Origin of the sequence: Cryobacterium sp. MP_M3 (genome assembly GCF_015752155.1) — a bacterium.
Taxonomy (GTDB): Bacteria; Actinomycetota; Actinomycetes; order Actinomycetales; family Microbacteriaceae; genus Cryobacterium.
Genome location: NZ_JADOVI010000013.1, coordinates 1 through 18,360, shown reverse-complemented (window position 1 = coordinate 18,360; position 18,360 = coordinate 1). Strand labels below are relative to the sequence as shown.

Genomic DNA, 18,360 nt, shown 5'->3' with positions numbered 1-18,360 from the left:
GGCTGGAACGGGCTAGCGCGTGGTGAACACCCAGGTCTGGGTCACCAGCGGGTTGCCGGCCAGGTCTCGCACGCCCGCCGTGCCACCGGTGATGGTGACGCGGTAGCGGGTGTTGGCGAGGAGGGTGGCGGTGGGTGTGATCGTGACGCCCCGGTTCGCGTTGGTCAGCGTGTTGCTGGCCGCGACCACCGCGCCGTTGGAGACCCGGGTGAGCTGGACCGTGGCTCCGGTGACGCCGGTGACGGCTTCACTGAATCTCACGACCACGCTGCGGTTCCGGCCGACCCCGGTGTCGCCGGCCGCCGGGTTGGCGGTGACGATCGTCGGCGCCGGACCGGTGGTGAAGGTCCAGGTGTCGATGATCATCACGTTCCCCGCGACGTCACGGATGCCCGAGATGGTCACCGTGTAGACCCGGTCGGCGACCAGGGTCGCGTTCGGGTTGAGTGTTGCCACCCGGGTTGCCGTGTTGTAGGTCACGACGGCGGGGACCGCCGTCGCTCCCTGGGTGAGCACGACGCTGGTTGCGCTGACTCCCGTGACCGGTTCGCTGAACGTTGCCGTCAGGTTCGCGGTCTGGCTCACGGCCAGGGCGCCGGCAGCCGGGGTGCGGGCGGTCACCGTGGGGGCGATGAAGTCCGCCCGCGGAGTCACCGCGGCGGAGCGGGCCGAGAAGGCGCCCGTCCCGACTGCATTGACCGCCGCGACGTCGAACGTGTACGCCGTCCCGTTGGTGAGCCCGGTCACGACGACCGTTCCCACGTTGCCCGCGACCGTCTGGGTGACGGCCAGCGTGGCACCGTTGAACGCCCGCACCGTGTAGCCGGTGATGGCCGAACCGCCGTCGGAGGCCGGAGCGGTCCAGTTCACGGTTGCCGAGGCGATCCCGGCCGTGGGGATGCCGATGGTCGGCGCCCCTGCCACCGTGACCGGCACGGCCGGGGTCACTGCCACGGACCGGGCCGACGGGGCCCCGATTCCCACCGAGTTGATCGCTTCGACCGTGAAGGTGTAGGCGGTCCCGTTGGTGAGAAGCAGTACCGTCCCGCTGGTCACGTTGCCGGTCTCCTGGGAGAACAGCGGTGCCACGGCGGTTCCCGCGTAGGTCAGGATCCGGTACCCGGTGATGGGTGCGGCGCCGGCCAGCGGGGCGGGAGCGGTCCAGTTGACGGTCACCCGCGTGTCACCGGCGACCGGGGTTCCGATCGTCGGCGCGCCGGCCACGGTGAGCACCGGCGGGGCCACGGGGGTCACCGCGTTGGAGGAGGCCGAGAACGGGCTCGTCCCCTCCGCGTTGGTGGCCGAGACCTGGAAGGTGTAGCTGACACCGTTGGTCAGGCCGGTCACGATCAACCGGCTGAAACCGGCCAGGACGGGGCGGAGGGCGCCGACCTGGGTCCCGGTGGCATCGAGCACCTTCACCGAGAATCCGGTGGCGGTGGCTCCGGCGGCGGCGGTCCAGTCGACCGTGGCCGTGGCGTTCCCGGCGGCCGCGAGGCCGATGATCGGGGTGCCGGGGGCGACGGTGTCGAGGAAGGCAAGCCGTTCGATGTTGCGCAGGGTGTCGGTGCCGTCGGTCCCGACGTTGTCGACGACCGTGCTGACCGAACCGGGAGAGCCGAGCGTGCCGTCTCCGCCGGTCGTGGTGACCGTGTAGTTCGCCGTCAGGCCGGAGAACACCGCGGAGTCACGGTTGCCCGCGGCCTCCGTGGCGGTCGGCGTGATGATCTCCCGCACCGCGACCAGGTTGCCCGGGTCGACGACGCCGGCCGCGACATCCTGTTCCAGGGTGTGCGTGCTGCCGGCCAGGTAGGGGTGTTCCATCAGGTCGGTCGACCCGATCTCGGTGCCGGCGGCATCCCGAACGCTGATCCGCACCCGCAGGTACCGGTCACCGTCGATGACGTCGTTGGCGCCGCGACCCTCGATCGTGTCGGAGCCGAGGCCGCCGAGGAGGATGTTGCCATCGCCCCAGACCGGGCCGACGAGAGGACATTCGCCCATCGGCGATGCCGCCTCCACCGGTGCGAGCGGTGTCGTCGGGGCCGGGAGGATTGCCCCGAGTCCGGCGATCCGGTCGATGCCGGCCTGGTCGAGCACGTCGCAGCCACTGAAGCCGGCGCCGCCTACGGCGCTGGGCACTACGTCGTCACCACGGATCACGTCGTTGAACGCGGAGCCGGAGTTGGCCTCCACTTCCTGCCACCGGTCGCGGTTGACCACGACGGGGAGTGCGACGCCGATCAGGTTCTGGTTGATCTTCATGTCGTCGTCGGCCGCCACCGTGTCGTACTGGTGGTTGGCCCAGTCGAAGCCGGCGGCCGCAGCGTAGCGGTCGATGGCCGCGTTCGAGGTCATGATGTCGTCACCGCCCTCTGCGTCGTAATCGTTCTCGCCGACCTGGCCGATGAAGATGTCGTTGCCCGGCCTGGTCTGGCCCGGGTCGTTGAAGAACGGCGCACTGTGGTCGCCGATCAGCAGGTCCTGGCCCGAACCACCCTGGATCCAGTCGTCGCCTCCGTCGCCGAACACGGCGTCTGCGCCGTCACCGGCCCGCACGAAGTCGTTGCCCGGTCCGGCGAAGGTCTCGTTGTCGTTGGCTCCGCCGTTGACGAAGTCCTGGCCGTCGCCGGCCATCATGATGTCGAGTCCGATGCCGGAGTTGATGTAGTCGTTGCCCGGCCCGCCCTTGAGCACATCGTCGCCGGCGGAGTCGGTGATCCGGTCGTTGCCGTCGCCGCCGAGGGCCACGTCGTCACCGCCCATTCCCGCGATGACGTCGTCGCCCTCGTTGCCGAGGAAGGTGTCGTTGTCGTTGCCGCCGGCCACCCGGTCTGCCCCGGCGGTGCCGTTGTAGACGGACTGGCCGTTGATGCCGACCGGGTCGATGGTGTTGACCTCCTTGTACTGGATGGTGCCGTCCGGCTTGCGGAGGAGCAGCGCGGTCTCGTTGCACTCAGACTTCGGGTCGTCACCGACCGTCGGACCGGATGCGACGTATCCCGCCGCCGTTCCCGCCAGGTTGCTCATCTGGAACTTGCAGTCGGCCGTCGCGAACACGTCCGCCTTGAGGGTGTTCGCGTTCGTGTTGCGCATGATCATCTCGGCGAACGAGTTGCCCTCGAGCTGGGTGCGCAGGTTCATGCCGGGGGTGCGGAGCAGGTAGTAGAACCGGTCCCCGTTCTGCAGGTCGGTCATCTGGTTCTCGAACACGTAGTTGAACGTGCTGCCGAGCAGACCTCCGAAGAGGTTCGTCTTCTCGGCCAGCCCGCCGATCCACAGGTCGATGCTGTTGACCCCGGTCTCCGCCGTGGCGTAAGCCCCTGCACTGTTGAGGAAGTCGAGCTCCTCGGCCGTGGGCGCACCGGCCGGGTTGACGATGGCCGTGGCGGCCGCCCGTTTGCCCGCCAGCGTGGTGGCGCTGGTGATGGTCGGGTAGGTGCCGTAGGCCGCGACGAAGTTGATCAGCGACTCCGGGTGCTTGATGTTCTGGCCGAAGTCGGCCCAGCTCGAGTAGGGCGTGAGCTGGCCGTCGCCGGTGGAGTTGAAGATCTGTCGGCGCACCTCGTTGAGCGGAGGAACGCCGGCGTCACGCGCCCGGGTCATGTTGAGGGTTGCCAGGTCGAGCGGCAACCCCAGCAGGTTGTTCCGGAGGGTGTCGGTGACGAACTCATCGAGCTCGTTTCCGGTCTGGTCGCTCATGCCCATGACGACGCTTCCGGCGGCATCCTCCGAGGTGAGGGAGCCTGCGCTGCCGCCGTCGGTGTACGACGGCGGGTTGAGGAAGCCGTCGAGCAGGGAGATCGAGTTGTCGGTGCCGTCCGCGTTGGTGCGGGCGATCGTCTCGGTCAGCATGGAGTGCCCGAAGCGGTAGACCGCGTGCGCGAACTCCGCCTTGACGGCCGGGTTGAGGTCGGTGTGATAGACGTGGAACGGCTGGATGGCCGGCTGGATCTTGCGGCCGAACTCCTCGAACACGAGGTGCTGGTATTCCATCTCCGTGACAAACCTGGCCGCCTGGAACAGTCGTTCACCGTTCCAGCCGCCGGCACCGGTCGCGAGCTTCCACTCGGCGAGGGCGGCGATGCCCTTGACCGAGGTGTCGTTCGTGAGGGTGTTCTCGATGTCGCCGACCAGGCGGTCGTGCTCCGAGTGGAAGACCTGGTGGATGGTGGTGAGTCCGATGTTCTCGTTGACCCGCCCGTCACCGGCGGTGAAGTGGGCGCCCAGCATCTCGTCGTCGTAGGTGCCGGCCGGCTGGGCGGCGAAGTCGGCGGATGCGGTGGTGTCGGCATCCGGGACCAGGCCGGCCTTCGGCTCCGCGTTGTGCGCGATGTCGGTCAGGAACGGCGTGTGGAAGTACACCACGTCGGCCGGGACCGGCACCGGGTTGGCGAGGTTTCCTTCGACCAGTCCGGAGGCGGTGACGTACTGGGGAAGTCCGCTGACCGGTCCGGGGATGAACTTGCCGTAGGGGTCGACCGCCAGCTGCGGCACGTCGAGCACGTCCTTGTCGGCGAGGAGGAGTCCGAGAAGTTCCGCGGACTGCTTCTTCACCTGGGCCCAGGTGGCCATTCCGCCGGCAGTCGGGCCGGCCGGGCCGCCGAGCAGCTTGCCGGTGGAGACCGGCTTGCCGAGGCTGTTGTTCACGTATTCGCGCAGGAAGACCTGGTGCGAGGGGTGCGAGGTGTAGGTCTGCGACTGGTCGACGTAGGGGGTGTCGGTGTTGGCGGCATCCTGCACGTCGTCGGCGGTGCCGAGGACGCCGTCGACGCCCGGCTGGTTCTGCGCCCGGGTCAGCACCATGAAGCGCTGGCCGACGGGCAGGTCGTCCGCCGTGCCGAGGACGTGGTCGGCACCCGGGATGAGCGGGTCGTCGTCCTTGAGCGGCACGAAGACGGTGCCGCCGCCCTTGACCGTCTGGTCGACGCCGTGGTCGAAGAACTGGCCGAAGAGGGTGAACATCGAGTTGTACGGCGGCGAGAGGCCGACGTCGGTCGTGATGTTGGGGATGAACAGGGTCTGGCCCGACGGAACGCAGTTGAGCGGAACGCCGGCGACCGGCGGCACGGCCAGCGGTTGCGGGTCGGTCGTGCACGGGAAGAGGCCGGGGGCGCTCTGCGAGCGCACCGGGAACCCGGCGGCGGCGATGGCGGCGGGATTGGTCGCGGTCTGGTCGACGATCAGGTTGCTGATCTCACGCGGCTGGCTGTCATAGACGAAGCCGGATTTCTGGGTGTAGGAGGAGGATGCCGCCGGCGGGAAGCCGGGAGGGCTCGCCTCGGCGTCCTTGAAGACGGGGGTGGTCAGCCGCGGGAACAGCACGTCGGCGGCCCCGTAGGTCTCGCGCCCGGCGAGCAGGTTGTTGCAGGAACCGTCGACGGTGCGCAGGCCATAGGAGGTCAGGGCGTCCGGAACCTGGTTCGCGCCCGGGCCGACGAGGGCGCCGCACGGGCCGGTGAGGGAGGTCGTGTTGGCGACGTGCGCCTCCGCGACCTTGATCTGCTTGAGGATGTAGGCGAGGTCGGACGCCGTGACCGTGAAGCCCTGGCCGACCGGGGCGCCGGCGGCGCTGAACGTGGTGGCGGAGAGGCCGAGGAAGGCGTAGAGGACCATGGCCATTCCGGCCGCGACCACCTTGGTGGGGGTGCCGAACACCGATCCCGGACTCTGCTCAGGGCCTGGTCGCCCGCGGTTCTTCCCCGCAGTGGCCCAGGCCGGCCATACCCTGCCGACGTTGTCCTTGCCCTCAAATGGATTCATGACACACCTGCCTCGTGAAAGTGAATAGAGGACGACAGCGTGTGACCGCGGCCTTGGGAAAATCTTGCACGCGCCGGTTTCACCCCCACCGCACGAATCGGCGCTCCCCGCGCCCCCTAATTTTGGGGATTCGCGCCCCCCCTGCCTGAGGCTTCCTCATCCTCGGCCTGGTCGGCACGATGAAAGCCAATCCGCTATTGGAGGCCGTCATGGAGAAATCCCATGGCTCACCCGGGCCAACATTCGAAGCAGTACCTACCCGCGTCACAATCCAGATCCTCGGCAGCCTTCGGGTCTGCCGGGGCGGCGCCGTCCTCGGCGCCCACCACCTGGGCGGACCCAAGCCCAGGCAGATCCTTGAAATCCTGCTGCTCCAGTTGGGGACGCCGGTCTCCAAAGAGCGGCTGATCGACCTGCTCTGGGGTGGCAACCCGCCCGCTGAGGCGCAGGCCACGCTGGAAAGCTACGTATGCGTGTTGCGCCGGTACCTGCAGCCGGGCGCCGGCAAGTCCGGACCGCTGCAGACGGTCAACGGCGGCTACGTCATGGACAAGGCCCTGGTCGATCTCGATCTCGACCGGTTCGACACGCTGCTCCGCCTCGCCCAGCACTCCGGGGCGGCGGAGGCTCTGCCGATGCTGCACGAAGCGCTCGACCTGGCGGCCGGGCCCCTGCTCGGCAGCGAGCTGCTGCCGGCCTGGGCGGTCGATGAACGCTCCGCTCATGCGGCCCGGGTCACCGAGGCGAGGATCCTCGCCGCCGGGTGCGCCATGGCCCTCTTCCACCCGGCGGAAGCGGTGGGCTGGGCAAGCCAGGCCGCCGACGGCGACCCCTTGAACGAGCGCGCCTGGACCGCGCTGGTCCTGGCGCTGGAACTGGCCGGCCGGCCGACGGACGGCCTGGCCGCGTTCGACCGGTGCCGGCGCATCCTGAACCGGGAGCTGGGCTGCGCGCCCGGCCCCGACCTCCGCCAGGCCCAGGTCAGGATGCTGCACGCCACCGCCGACGGCGAGCTCTCGGATCTGCTCTCCGCGCTGCTCCTGCTGCACGACCGGCTCCGCAGCACCGGAGCGGATGCGGCCGCGGCACCGCCGGCGCCGCTCGCCAACGAGTCGCTCCGGGAGGCCGGCCTGGTGATCGATTCGTTCCTGCGCCGGGCCCTCGTGGCGGTTTGACATGACCTCCACCGTGTCCCCGGCCGCACCCTCCGGCTCCCGAATCCGGATGGTTGTGCCCCTCGCCCGCCCGTGTAATGATGGCCGGACGTTGACCCGTTCGATCCGGCCGTCCATCACCCGAACATGGATTGCATAGGCACATGAGCTCACCACGCAGTGTTCGTCGAACCAGTCGCCCCGGGAACGCCCGTCCGGCCAGCCGACTGGCGCTTCCGCTTGCGTCGATCGTGATCGTCGCGCTCACGATCGTGGGCGTGCCGACGTCGGCCCTGGCCGATGATGGGCAGCCCGTGCTCGTTGTGGCCGCCGACAGCGCGCCCGGCACGCCCACCGCGGAAGCGTCGACCCCGGCCCCGGCGGACCCGGTCGAGGAAGCCGCCGCTCCGGCCCCTGCCCCTGCCCCGCGGGACAGCCCGGTGGTGGTCGAGCAGGCCGCCGACCCGGCGCCTGCACCAGCGCCTGCACCTGCTCCAGCGCCCGCTCCGGCCCCGCAAGCCGACCCGCAGCCCGTGGTCCCTCCCGGTCCCGTCGCGACGACCACTCCGGCACCGGATCCCACGGCCGCGCCCGACCCCACGCCGACACCCACGCCCACGCCGGCCGCCACGCCGACACCGGAACCGAGCCCCACCCCGACGGCGACACCGACCCCCGATCCGACCGCCACTCCGACACCCACACCCACTCCCGCTCCCACACCCACTCCCACTCCCGCTCCCACACCCTCACCCGCCGCGACACCCACCGCGGCCCCCGCTGCGACGCCGCCGGTCGTCGCGCCGGAACCGAAACAGGTTTTCGGCCCCCCGGCCCCCACCGTGTCGCCGGCCGCGCGTCAGGCAGCCGCGGCCACAGCGGCCGCTGGGGCCGCCAGAGCGGCCTCTGAGCGCGCCTCCACCGCGGCGTTCGCAGCCGCCGCCCGCCACGCCGCCGCCGTCGCAGCGGCCCAGTCTCACCTGGGCGCCGCCCAGACCGCCCTGGGCAAGGCGAATCTCGCCTACGCGTCCGCCAAGGCCGACTATGAAGCCGCCGTCAGCCGAGCCGACCTCGTGCACGCCCTCCGGGAGAAGGCCGGCGTCACCGCCGACGCGTCCCGCCGAGTACTGGCGATGCTCGTCCGGGGGATGATGCAGCAATCCGGCACCGCCACCGTCGACGTTCTGCTCGACGACAAGGCCGGCAGCGACCTCCTCTTCCAGCTCGGCACGCTCGACACCCTGTCCAGGCTGACCGCGAACCTCGACGAGGTGCGCGCGCGGGTCGCCGCCGACACCAAACGAGAGCAGGCGCTCGAGACGCAGGATGCCGCGGCGCAGGCCGTGACGGCTGCGGTCCCCGTCGCCGACGCACTCGCTGCGATCGCGGCGGCGCAGGCCGACGTCGACGCGGCATCCGCCGACCTCGCGGCCCTCGCGCTGTCGACTCCGGCCGCGCCCGCGGCGAGCGAGCTCCGGCCGCTGCCGGCCCTTCCGTCGGCCGCAGACACCGGGCGCCTCAGCGACCAGGGCTGGGCCAAGCCGGCCGCCGGGCGCATCACCGACTCGTTCGGCCCCCGCCTCGTGCACCCGGTTGCCGGGGTCAGCGACTTCCACCGCGGCACCGACATCGGCGCCGGCTGCGACGCGGCCATCTACGCGGCGACCGACGGAGTCGTCGAGGCCGCCGGCGTGCTGGGCACCTACGGCAACTGGATCCTGATCGACCACGGCAACGGCATCGAGACCGGCTACGCACATATCGCCGCCGGCGAAACCCTGGTCAGTGTGGGCGAACCGGTGATCGCCGGCCAGGTGATCGCCGGGGTGGGCAGCACCGGAGCCGCGACCGGCTGCCACCTCCACTTCGAGGTCCGGATCGACGGGACCGCCGTCGACGCCGTGCCGTTCATGGCCCAGCGCGGCGTGAACCTCGGCAACTGACCGGCCGGCCGACCGCCCGGCGTCGGCCAGGCAGGCGTGATCACCCTGGCCACCGGCCGCTTTGCTGTGCCGTGAGTATTGCCAGCCAGTGACATCCGTGTTTTACTGGATGGCATAGTCAAGGCAAGGGAGCTGCATGGCCGAGTCGTCCACCCGCACCGTGGAGCGCGCGCTCGACCTGCTCGCCGTGATCTGCGACGGTGACGGGCTGACCCTCTCGGAGAGCTCGCGCGCGGTCGACCTCTCCCCCAGCACCGCTCTGCGGCTGCTGCGCACCCTCGAGACGCGCGGCTTCGTGCGCCGCGACGAAGACGGCAGCTATGGGCCGGGCAGCCGGATCATCCAGCTCGGGGCTCAGTCACTGAGCAGCGAATCACTGGTGACCCTGTCCAGGCCGGCCATGGAAGACCTCGTCGCCGAGACCGGCGAGTCGACGTACCTCAGCGTAGAGGGCCACGACCGTTCGAGTCTTTACATCGCCATCGCCCCGGGCACCCACTCGGTGCGGCACGCCAACTGGGTCGGCCGCACGGTGCCGCTCGAACGGTCCGCGGTCGGCCAGGTGCTCACCGGGCACACCCCGGCGGCCGGGTACGTCGTGGTCGAGCGCGGCGTCGAAACGGATGTCACGGCCATCGCCGCCCCGATCCGCTCCGAGCAGCGGGTCGTGGCCGCCCTCAGCCTCGTCATCCCGAGCTACCGGGTCACCCCTGAGGACCTCGACCGGTACGGTCCTCTGCTGGTGCGCGCCGCCGGCACCGTGTCCGCCGGGCTCGGCAAGGCTGTCCCGGCCGCGACCGACCCGGCCGCCCCCGGCCCGGCCTGACCCGCTTCGCCTCAGCGAGCACCCCGACCTTCGCCCATCCAGAACAACCACGAGCCAGAGGAACCATCCATGTCCGAATCCCGTCCCGTCCGCGCGGCGCGCGGCACCACCCTCACCGCCAAGAGCTGGCAGACCGAGGGGCCGCTCCGGATGCTCATGAACAACCTCGACCCCGAGGTCGCCGAGCACCCCGAGAACCTCGTCGTCTACGGCGGCACGGGCAAGGCCGCCCGCAACTGGGAGGCCTACGACGCGATCGTGCGCACCCTGACGACACTGGAGAAGGACGAGACCCTGCTGGTGCAGTCCGGCAAGCCGGTCGGCGTGTTCCGCACCAACGAGTGGGCGCCGCGAGTGCTCATCGCCAACTCCAACCTCGTCGGCGACTGGGCCACCTGGCCGGAGTTCCGCCGCCTCGAGGCGCTCGGCCTGACCATGTACGGCCAGATGACGGCCGGCTCCTGGATCTACATCGGCACCCAGGGCATCCTGCAGGGCACCTATGAGACCTTCGCCGCCGTCGCCGCCAAGCGGTTCGGCGGCACCCTGGCCGGCACGCTGACCCTCACCGGCGGGGCGGGCGGCATGGGCGGCGCGCAGCCGCTGGCCGTCACCATGAACGAGGGTGTCGTGCTGATCGTCGACGTCGACGAGACCCGGCTGCAGCGCCGGGTGGACCACGGCTACCTCGACGAGCTCACGACCGACCTCGACGACGCCGTCGAACGCGTGCTCGCGGCGAAGGCGGAGAAGCGGCCCCTCTCGGTGGGCCTGGTCGGCAACGCCGCGACCGTGTTCGCCGAGCTGCTGGCGCGCAAGGTGCCGATCGACATCGTCACCGACCAGACCAGCGCGCACGACCCGCTGTCCTACCTGCCGGAGGGCGTGACCGTGGCCGAGTGGCACGCCTACGCCGCCGCCAACCCGGAGGAGTTCACCCTGCGGGCCCGCGCATCCATGGCGAAGCAGGTGGAGGCGATGGTCCTGTTCCAGGATGCCGGCGCCGAGGTCTTCGACTACGGCAACTCCATCCGCGCCGAGGCGCAGCTGGGCGGCTGCGAGCGCGCGTTCGAGTTCCCCGGGTTCGTGCCCGCTTACATCCGCCCGCTCTTCGCCGAGGGCAAGGGACCGTTCCGCTGGGTGGCGCTCTCCGGCGACCCGGCCGACATCGCGGCCACCGACAAGGCCATCCTCGAACTGTTCCCGGAGGACGAGCACCTGCGCCGGTGGATCACCAAGGCGCAGGACCTGGTGCACTTCGAGGGCCTGCCGGCCCGGATCTGCTGGCTCGGCTACAAGGAACGCCACCTGGCCGGGCTCAAATTCAACGAGATGGTCGCCTCCGGCGAGCTCTCCGCGCCGATCGTGATCGGCCGCGACCACCTCGACTCCGGCTCGGTCGCCTCGCCCTACCGGGAGACCGAGGGGATGAAGGACGGCTCGGACGCGATCGCGGACTGGCCACTGCTGAACGCCCTGCTGAACACCGCGTCAGGCGCCACCTGGGTGTCGATCCACCACGGCGGCGGCGTCGGGATCGGCCGCAGCATCCACGCCGGCCAGGTCATCGTCGCGGACGGCACCCCGCTCGCCGCCGAGAAGATCGAACGGGTGCTCACCAACGACCCGGGCACCGGCGTGATGCGGCACGTCGACGCCGGCTACGAGCGCGCCGAAGAGGTGGCCCGCGAGCGCGGCCTGCGCGTGCCGATGTGGGAGTCCGAGTGAGCAGGCCGACGCTGCTCGCGCACGGGGTGCTGGCCGGCCTCGACGAGATCGCCGGCACCGGCCGGGATGCCCACCGTGGCGGGTACTCCCGCCACCTCTGGCAGGGTGCCGACCTCGAGCTCCGGGCCTGGTTCATCGAACGCGCCGAACGCCTCGGTCTTGGGGTCGAGACCGACCGGAACGGCAACCTCTGGGCCTGGTGGGGCGCGCCCGGGCCCGGGGCGGTCGTCACCGGCAGCCACCTGGACTCGGTGCCGGGCGGCGGCGCCTACGACGGCCCGCTCGGGGTCGTGTCGGCGCTCGAGGCGATCGGGCGGCTGCAGGCATCCGGTTTCACCCCGTCCCGGCCGGTCGCCGTCCTCGTCTTCGCCGAGGAGGAGGGCTCCCGGTTCGGGATCGCCTGCCTCGGCTCCCGGCTGATGACCGGCGGCATCGACGCCGACCGGGCCAGGGCCCTGGTCGACCCCGACGGCGTGACGCTCGCCGAGGCCGCCGTCCGCGCCGGCTTCGACCCGGAGCGCCTCGGCGCCGACCGGGAGGCGCTCGGCCGGATCGGCCTCTTCATCGAGCCGCACGTCGAGCAGGGCCGCGGCCTGATCGACCTGGGCCGGCCCGTCGCCGTGGCCTCGTCCATCCTCGCCCACGGCCGCTGGCGCCTCACCGTGACCGGCCAGGGCAATCACGCCGGGGCAACCCTGATGCCCGGGCGCCGCGACCCGATGGTCGCCGCCGCCCGCGCCGTCGTCGCCGTGCACGAGACCGCGTCGGCGATCCCGGGTGCCCGGGCCACGGTCGGCCGGCTTGAGGTCGTGCCCGGCGGCACCAACGTGATCGCCTCCGCGGTCCACGCCTGGCTCGACGCCCGCAGCGACACCGACGCGGAGACCCGGGAGCTGGTCGCCGCGATCACGGCCCAGGTCGAGCAGGCCGTGGGCCTGAACGGATGCACCGTCGCCGTCACCGAGGAATCCTGGACCGGCACGGTGACCTTCGACCAGGGTCTCCGCGAGCGTTTCGGCCGTGAGCTCGGCGGGGTGCCGTTCCTGCCCACCGGGGCGGGCCACGACGCCGGCGTTCTGGCCGCGAGCGTGCCGAGCGCCATGCTCTTCGTGCGCAACCCCACCGGCGTCTCGCACTCCCCCGAGGAATTCGCCGAGGCCGACGACTGCGTGGCCGGGATCGACGCCCTGGAGGCGCTGCTGAGGTCGCTGCTGTGACGGGGGACACCGGGTCCGGACCGGCCCGACCAGCAGTGACGTACTGGTGCGAGACCCTGCTGATCGACGGGGCGCCCACCCCCGGCGTGCGCCTCGAGGCCGGCGCGGACGGCCGCATCACCCGGGTGACCCAGCGGTCGGCACCGCTGCCGGGCGACGTGCGGCTCGGCACCGTGTTGCCCGGGATGGCCAACGCCCACTCGCACGCCTTCCACCGCGCGCTGCGCGGCCGCACCCACGCCGGCGGCGGGGATTTCTGGCAGTGGCGCGAGGCGATGTACCAGGTTGCGGGCCTGCTCGACCCCGAACTGTACTTCGAACTTGCCAGGGCGGTCTTCGCGGAGATGCTCGCCAGCGGTTACACCGCGGTCGGCGAGTTCCACTACCTGCACCACCGGAGCGACGGCACTCCCTACCCGCACCGGCACGCCATGGAACTCGCCCTGGCCAGGGCTGCCCGCGCGGTGGGCATCCGGCTCGTGCTCCTCGACACCCTGTATCTGAGCGGCGGCATCCGCAAGCCTCTCGCTCCGGAACAGCGCGCGTTCGGTGACGGCTCGGCGAGCGCGTGGCTGGAACGCTGGCAGACACTTCGCACAAGAGTCGCCGACGACCCCGAGGTCAAGATCGGACTGGGCGCCGCGTTGCATTCCGTGCGGGCGGTGCCGCCGGAGGCCCTGCGGGAGGCGCTGGCCGGCCTTCCGCCGACTGTCCCCGTGCACATCCACCTTTCCGAGCAGCCGCAGGAGAACGCCGACTGCCGCGCCGCCTACGGCACCACCCCGACCGGCCTGCTTGCAAGCCTCGCCGGGTTGAGCCCACGGCTCAGCGTCGTGCACGCCACCCACCTGAGCGACGCCGACGTGGCGCTCCTCGGCGCGTCCGAGGTGACTGTCGTGATGTGCCCGACCACCGAGGCAGACCTCGGTGACGGGATCGGGCCGGCGCTGCGCCTGCACCGCGCCGGCGCGCGCATCGCGCTCGGCTCCGACCAGAACGCTGTCGTCGATCCGTTCCTCGAGATGCGGGGGCTCGAGGCCGGCGAACGCCTCGCCTCGGGGAAGCGCGGCCGGTTCACGCCGGCCGAGCTGCTCGCCGCCGCGACCGACAACGGATACTTCTGCCTGGGCCTCGGTGCCCACCGGCTCCGACCGGGCGAACTGTGCGACCTCGTCGAGGTCGCGACGGACACCGTGCGCACGCTCGGCTCCGCGCCGGCCCAACTGCCCCTCACCGCGACGTCCGCCGACGTGCGCCGGGTGATCGTGCACGGCAGGGTCGTCGCCGACTCCGGCCGGCTCGTCGCGTGGGACGGCACGGCCGGGCACCGGCCGGAGGAACTCCTGCGCTCGGCCCTGGCCGCGCTCGAACCCGCACCCGCACCCGCACCAGCACCCGCACCCGCACCAGCACCAGGAGGCCGGCCATGACGACGGAACTGATCACGGGCATCCGCGAGCTGACGACCCAGGCCGGGGAATCGGACAGCGCCGGGGCAGGCCTCCCGGCAGGTCCGGGCCGCCGGACGGATGCGGCGCTCCTGGTCGAGCACGGCCGGATCGTCTGGCTGGGCCCGGCCGCGGAAGCCCCCGTGGCCGACACCCGCACGGATGTCGGCGGTCGCGCCGTGCTTCCCGGCTGGGTCGACACGCACACCCACCTCATCTTCGCGGGCGACCGAGCCGCGGAGTTCGAGGCCCGGATGGCCGGGCAGCGCTACGCGGCCGGCGGCATCAACACCACTGTGGCCGCGACCCGGGCGGCCACCCAAGAGCAACTCGTCGCGGGTGCCGCCCGGCTGCGGCGGGAGGCCGAGGCCCAGGGCACCACATTCCTCGAGACGAAGACCGGCTACGGCCTCGACCTGGCGAGCGAGGAGCGGTCGGCGCGCGCGGCGGCATCCGTGGCCGACGTGGTCACCTTCCTCGGCGCCCACCTCGTGCCGGCGGGGATGGACCGGCGCGCCTACCTCGATCTCGTCACCGGGCCGATGCTCGCCGCCGTGGCCCCGCACGCCGACTACATCGACGCGTTCTGCGAGGTCGGCGCGTTCGACGTGGAGGAGAGCCGCGAGGTGCTGCTCGCCGGCCGCGCGGCCGGTCTCGGCGTGCGCGTGCACGGTAACCAGCTCGGCTTCAGCGGCGGGGTGCGGCTCGCGGTCGAACTCGGCGCCGCCAGCGTCGACCACTGCAACCACCTGGAGGAGCGCGACATCGAGGCCCTCGCGGGGTCGGCGACCGTGGCGACGCTGCTGCCGGCCTGCGACCTGTCGACCCGGGAGCCGTTCCCGCCGGCCCGGCGCCTGCTCGTCGCCGGGGCGCGGATCGCCCTGGCCACAAACTGCAATCCGGGCACCTCGTACACGACGTCGATGCCGTTCTGCGTGGCGACGGCCGTGCTGCAGATGGGGCTGACCATCGAGGAGGCCGTCTGGGCGGCGACCCGCGGCGCCGCGGCGGCGATCGGCCGCGAGCACGGAGCCGATGCGGTCGGGTCGCTGCGGGTGGGCGGGTGGGCCGACCTGCAGGTGCTCGACGCGCCATCCGTCGCCCATCTGGCCTACCGGCCGGGGGTGCCCCTCACCGCCGCGGTCTGGCGCCGGGGCGTGCGGAGCCGGCGCGGCGGCGGCCTCGACGCCTCAGGTGGGCCGGATGCCTGAGGCGGGCCGAATGTCTGACGGTGGCCCGGTCCTGCTGCCGGTCGCAGGCCGGGTGCGCGCCGCGTGGCGGAACGGCGGGGGCACGACCGCCGAGGTGATTGTTCGGGGCGACCACCGCAGTCCGGGCGCGGACCCGGGTTTCGACTGGCGGGTCAGCATCGCGACGGTCGAGCGCGACGGGGACTTCTCCCCCTATCCGGGCGTCGACCGGTGGCTGATGCCGCTGTCCGCCGACGGGCTGCGGCTCGTCGAGGAAGGCGAGCTGGTGCCGGTCGGGCAGCACGAGGTGCGCGCCTTCCCCGGCGAACGGGCCGTGACGTCGCTCGGCGTCACCGAACCGACCCTCGACCTGAACCTGATGGTGCGCCGGGGCGGAACGACCGGATCGCTGTGCGCGGCGGAGGTGGCCGGGCGCGCGGAACTGACGACCGCCGCCGGCGAGGAACTCGTGATCCTCGTTCTCCACGGTGTTGTCGACGCCGCCCTCGACACCGTCCCCGGGGGCACTCCCCCGGGCGCGTCCACCCGCACGCTGGCCCGTCACGATGCCGTGTACCTCGGTGCCGGCAGGCAACTCACCCTGCACGGGGTCGGGGGGATCGCGGTGGCGCGGATCACCATGGCTCCCGGCGACGAGCCGGTGGCCGCCGGAGCGATCTGAGTCATCACTCCACTGTGTGGTCACTCCACTGTGTGGTCACTCCACTGTCGTGGCGGCCGTCGCCGTGGCCGGTCCGGCAGGGCCCACCCCGGCCGGCACCGTCCAGGTGATCGGCACGTTCCGCATTACGAGCATGCTGTCGAGGGTGGCCGACCCGTCGGGCAGGGCGTCGAAGAACGAGGACTCCACGGTCAGCGCCTCGCCCGGCTGAACCGCCCATGCGGTGGTGTCGAGCCTGAGTCCTTCGAGCCTGCGGCCGTCGCGGGACGGCGACCAGCCGACGGCGCCGTTCCGGAAGAACGCGGATGCGTCCGCAACCGTCTCGAAGAGCGTGCTCGTCCAGCCCGTGCCCACCCGGACATCCGCTCGTACCGTGGTGTTGGGCGCGGTCATGCTGAGCCGGATCCGGTCGCCGGACTCGGGGCCGTCGAACTGCTCGGAGCCATGGAAACGGGCGAGGGTGTGCACGCCGGGGAAGAGGCGGCCGCCGACGGCGACCGGGAGCCGGGAGGCGCTGTGCCGTTCGGGGATGTAGACGCCCGAGTGGGTGCCGGCCGCATCGTCCCACTCGACGGCGACGCGATGGGCGGCGTTTTCGGCGCCCCAGCCGACCGGGGGTGTGAACCAGGCAGGGCGAAGCGCACCGAGGCGCAGCAGGCAGATCCCGGCGACCGCGCTGCCGTCGACGAGCTGGGGCCGAAGGGATGCCGGGAGCAGCGACTGCGCGACCGCCGGATCGACCCGGTAGTTGATCAGGAGGCGACGTTCGATGGTCGCGGCCAGGGTGGGCAGGGGGATCCTCACGGCGTGACCTCGGCCGCGGCCGGCCGGCCCGACGTCTCTGCGCCCGGGCGCAGTCCGCGCAGCAGCATCTGCTCGGGGCAGACGGTGGACAGAAAATCCCCGACCGACAGGGCGAGCCGGTCGCCGACGAGGGAGTAGAGGATGCGGTTCGAATCGCGGCGCTCGGTGACGAGCCCGGCGGCACGGAGCACGGAAAGGTGCCGGGAGATGGTCGGACCGGAGCTGGTGAAGCGGGCGGCGATCTCGCCCGCGGCCAGCTCACCCTCCTTGAGATCCTGCAGGATCTGCCGCCGGGTCGGGTGGGCCAGGGCCGTGAATACGTCGCTCGCGCTCTCTTGCATGTTAGCAATGTAGCACCATTGCTAAATGGCTGTGACTTTCTCATCTGCCTGTCACACCTGGCGCGCAATCGCCCATAGTCTGGGCGGATGCCTTTCGACCTCCGTACCGACCGGCTCCTGCTCCGCCGGTGGCGTGAGCCCGATCGGGAACCCTTCGCCGCCATGGGGGCCGATCCGGCTGTGATGCGTTACTTCCCCGCGACGCTGACGCGGGCCGAAAGCGGCGGGCTGGCGGCCCGCGCCGACGCGCTCTTCGATCAACACGGCTACGGGCTCTGGGCGCTCGAACATGCCTCCTCGGGAAAGTTCCTCGGTTTCACCGGACTGGCGCCGATGCCCGTCGGCATCCCGGGTTCCGGCGGGGTCGAGGTCGGCTGGCGCCTGGCCCGGGAGTTCTGGGGCCAGGGTTACGCGACCGAGGCTGCCCACGCGGCGTTGGGGTTCGCCTTCGGAGAGCTGGCGCTGTCGGAGGTCCACTCCATCACCGCTGTGATCAACCTCCCGTCCCGTGCGGTGATGGAACGGCTCGGGATGACCTTCGTCGACGAGTTCGAGCACCCGCGGGTCGCCCTCGGCTCCCCCCTTCGCCCCCACGTGCGCTATCGAATCAGGCCCGCCGCCGGCGATTGAGCCTGTCGAAATCAGCGCACCGGGTCTCGACAAGCTCGACCCCCGTGCCGGTGATTGAGCTTGTCGAAATCGCCCCCGACTTGTCCTCCACAAAACGGGTTTGATCAGCTTATCCACACCCAAGTGCGAGGGCCGGTTGTGCCCCGGGGAATGTCGGTGGCTGGTCGTAGTGTGCGGGTATGGCCACCCCGGTGAGCACCACCCAGCAGCAGCTCGGACGGCTCTTTGACGAGGTCGCGGCAGCGGACAAGGCGATTGCCCGGTGCTTCGCGGTGCGGGCCGAGGCGGTCGATCGGGCCCGCCGGTTCAGCGCCGCGCAGGCCGCGTCGATTCCGCTGAGCCTGCAGTCCCGGTGGAGCCGGGAGGAGATCGCGCAGCGGGAGCTCTCCAGCGAACTCGCCGCCACGCTCCGGATCCCGGAGCGCACCGCGGAGACCCTGCTGGCGGAGAGCCAGGCGTTGGCCGAGGACCTCCCCGGCACCCGGGCGGCGTTGGCGGAGGGGCGGATCAGTTACCGGCATGCACAGGCGATCCTGGCCCAGTCCTGGTCGATCCCCGAGGAGGGTTTGGCCGCGTTCGAACAGGCCCTTCTGCCGGCGGCGGAGCAACTCACCGTGGCCAAGCTCAAGCACAA

The 18,360-nt window shown here is 71.5% G+C and carries 13 protein-coding genes; 10 read left to right on the top strand and 3 right to left on the bottom strand.

The features are described 5' to 3' along the window. Positions 1–12: 12 nt before the first annotated feature. Complete coding sequence (locus IWX89_RS14095) at positions 13–5,763, bottom strand: peroxidase family protein (protein ID WP_196904183.1); 5,751 nt, start codon at positions 5,761–5,763, stop codon at positions 13–15. Between the two features lie 209 nt (positions 5,764–5,972). On the opposite strand from IWX89_RS14095, the gene IWX89_RS14090 reads away from it, so the two are divergent. From IWX89_RS14090 to IWX89_RS14055, 8 genes are all read left to right on the top strand, one after another. Then, positions 5,973–6,938: a BTAD domain-containing putative transcriptional regulator gene (locus tag IWX89_RS14090; protein ID WP_196904182.1), complete on the top strand. Its 966-nt coding sequence runs from the start codon at positions 5,973–5,975 to the stop codon at positions 6,936–6,938. Between the two features lie 143 nt (positions 6,939–7,081). Then, positions 7,082–8,860 (top strand): M23 family metallopeptidase, encoded by a 1,779-nt coding sequence (locus IWX89_RS18880; protein ID WP_196904181.1) that lies wholly within the window; start codon positions 7,082–7,084, stop codon positions 8,858–8,860. A 136-nt stretch (positions 8,861–8,996) separates the two neighbouring features. Beyond that, positions 8,997–9,686: an IclR family transcriptional regulator gene (locus IWX89_RS14080; RefSeq protein WP_196904180.1), complete on the top strand. Its 690-nt coding sequence runs from the start codon at positions 8,997–8,999 to the stop codon at positions 9,684–9,686. Between the two features lie 69 nt (positions 9,687–9,755). Next, positions 9,756–11,414 carry a urocanate hydratase gene (gene hutU / locus IWX89_RS14075; RefSeq protein WP_196904179.1) on the top strand — a complete coding sequence of 553 codons (1,659 nt, stop codon included), beginning with the start codon at positions 9,756–9,758 and terminating at the stop codon, positions 11,412–11,414. Continuing rightward, on the top strand, positions 11,411–12,631 hold the full coding sequence (locus tag IWX89_RS14070; protein WP_307836570.1) for an allantoate amidohydrolase: 1,221 nt from the start codon (positions 11,411–11,413) through the stop codon (positions 12,629–12,631). Before hutU ends, IWX89_RS14070 begins: the two co-directional genes overlap by 4 nt. Further along, positions 12,628–14,061, top strand: a complete 1,434-nt coding sequence (locus IWX89_RS14065; protein WP_307836569.1) for a formimidoylglutamate deiminase — start codon at positions 12,628–12,630, stop codon at positions 14,059–14,061. The genes IWX89_RS14070 and IWX89_RS14065 overlap by 4 nt, the downstream gene beginning before the upstream one ends. After that, a complete protein-coding gene (gene hutI, locus IWX89_RS14060; RefSeq protein WP_196904178.1) occupies positions 14,058–15,290 on the top strand; it encodes an imidazolonepropionase in 1,233 nt (410 codons plus the stop codon). The genes IWX89_RS14065 and hutI overlap by 4 nt, the downstream gene beginning before the upstream one ends. Before the next feature lie 10 nt (positions 15,291–15,300). Then, on the top strand, positions 15,301–15,951 hold the full coding sequence (locus IWX89_RS14055) for a HutD family protein (protein ID WP_196904177.1): 651 nt from the start codon (positions 15,301–15,303) through the stop codon (positions 15,949–15,951). Between the two features lie 36 nt (positions 15,952–15,987). On the opposite strand, the gene IWX89_RS14050 is transcribed toward IWX89_RS14055, so the two are convergent. Beyond that, positions 15,988–16,755 carry a DUF2071 domain-containing protein gene (locus tag IWX89_RS14050; RefSeq protein ID WP_196904176.1) on the bottom strand — a complete coding sequence of 256 codons (768 nt, stop codon included), beginning with the start codon at positions 16,753–16,755 and terminating at the stop codon, positions 15,988–15,990. After that, entirely contained in the window at positions 16,752–17,096 is a 345-nt protein-coding gene (locus tag IWX89_RS14045) for a metalloregulator ArsR/SmtB family transcription factor (protein ID WP_196904175.1), read from the bottom strand. The genes IWX89_RS14050 and IWX89_RS14045 overlap by 4 nt, the downstream gene beginning before the upstream one ends. Positions 17,097–17,183: 87 nt before the next feature. Between IWX89_RS14045 and IWX89_RS14040 the strand changes: the two genes are divergently transcribed. Beyond that, positions 17,184–17,726 carry a GNAT family N-acetyltransferase gene (locus tag IWX89_RS14040; RefSeq protein ID WP_196904174.1) on the top strand — a complete coding sequence of 181 codons (543 nt, stop codon included), beginning with the start codon at positions 17,184–17,186 and terminating at the stop codon, positions 17,724–17,726. Positions 17,727–17,905: 179 nt separating this feature from the next. After that, positions 17,906–18,360 (top strand): DUF222 domain-containing protein (locus IWX89_RS14035; protein WP_196904173.1); only part of this gene is annotated, 455 nt, incomplete at its 3' end.

Coding starts and splice junctions, on each gene's coding strand:
- IWX89_RS14095 (WP_196904183.1), bottom strand. CDS start 5,763: ATGAATCCATTTGAGGGCAAGGACAACGTCGGCAGGGTATGGCCGGCC.
- IWX89_RS14090 (WP_196904182.1), top strand. CDS start 5,973: ATGGAGAAATCCCATGGCTCACCCGGGCCAACATTCGAAGCAGTACCT.
- IWX89_RS18880 (WP_196904181.1), top strand. CDS start 7,082: ATGAGCTCACCACGCAGTGTTCGTCGAACCAGTCGCCCCGGGAACGCC.
- IWX89_RS14080 (WP_196904180.1), top strand. CDS start 8,997: ATGGCCGAGTCGTCCACCCGCACCGTGGAGCGCGCGCTCGACCTGCTC.
- hutU (WP_196904179.1), top strand. CDS start 9,756: ATGTCCGAATCCCGTCCCGTCCGCGCGGCGCGCGGCACCACCCTCACC.
- hutI (WP_196904178.1), top strand. CDS start 14,058: ATGACGACGGAACTGATCACGGGCATCCGCGAGCTGACGACCCAGGCC.
- IWX89_RS14055 (WP_196904177.1), top strand. CDS start 15,301: ATGTCTGACGGTGGCCCGGTCCTGCTGCCGGTCGCAGGCCGGGTGCGC.
- IWX89_RS14045 (WP_196904175.1), bottom strand. CDS start 17,096: ATGCAAGAGAGCGCGAGCGACGTATTCACGGCCCTGGCCCACCCGACC.
- IWX89_RS14040 (WP_196904174.1), top strand. CDS start 17,184: ATGCCTTTCGACCTCCGTACCGACCGGCTCCTGCTCCGCCGGTGGCGT.